Origin of the sequence: Pseudothauera nasutitermitis, assembly GCF_004801295.1 — a bacterium.
Taxonomy (GTDB): Bacteria; Pseudomonadota; Gammaproteobacteria; order Burkholderiales; family Rhodocyclaceae; genus Pseudothauera; species Pseudothauera nasutitermitis.
The window spans coordinates 1-648 of sequence record NZ_SSOC01000018.1; the positions used below are offsets into that span (position 1 = coordinate 1).

The window sequence follows — 648 nt, forward strand, 5'->3', positions numbered from 1 at the left end:
CGACGGCCACGGCCACGGACAACGCGAGCAACACCGCGACGGATACGGACACCGCGGGCTACGACCTGCTGCCGACCGTCGGGGTGAGCTTCGAGATCAGCGATGCGGGGGTGGGCACCCTGACCGGTACCAGCGAGCATGCGACCAGCGTGTCGGTGACGATCACCGGCAGTGACGGCAACAGCTATGGTCCGTTCCCGGCGACGCTGAACCCGGACGGCACCTGGGGTGTGGACCTCTCCGGCATCACTTTCCCGGAAGAAGTGACCTACACGGCGACGGCCACGGCGACCGACAACGCGAGCAACACCGCGACGGATACGGACACCGCGGGCTACGATCTGCTGCCGACGGTGAGGGTGAGCTTCGACATTAGCGACGCGGGGGTGGGCACCCTGACCGGCACCAGCGAGCACGCGACCAGTGTGTCGGTGAGCATCAGCGGCAGCGACGGCAGCAGCTACGGCCCGTTCCCGGCGACGCTGAACCCGGATGGCAGCTGGAGCGTGGACCTGAGTGGTGAGAGCTTCGACGAGGAGGTCACCTACACGGCGACGGCGACGGCGACCGACAACGCGAGCAACACCGCCACGGATACGGACACCGCGGGCTACGACTTGCTGCCGACGGTGGGGGTGAGCTTCGAGA

At 67.7% G+C, this 648-nt stretch carries 1 protein-coding gene; it reads left to right on the top strand.

Annotated elements, in window-relative coordinates:
* The coding region (locus E6C76_RS22150) for a hypothetical protein (RefSeq protein WP_211090316.1) at positions 1 to 648 on the top strand (648 nt) is incomplete at both ends.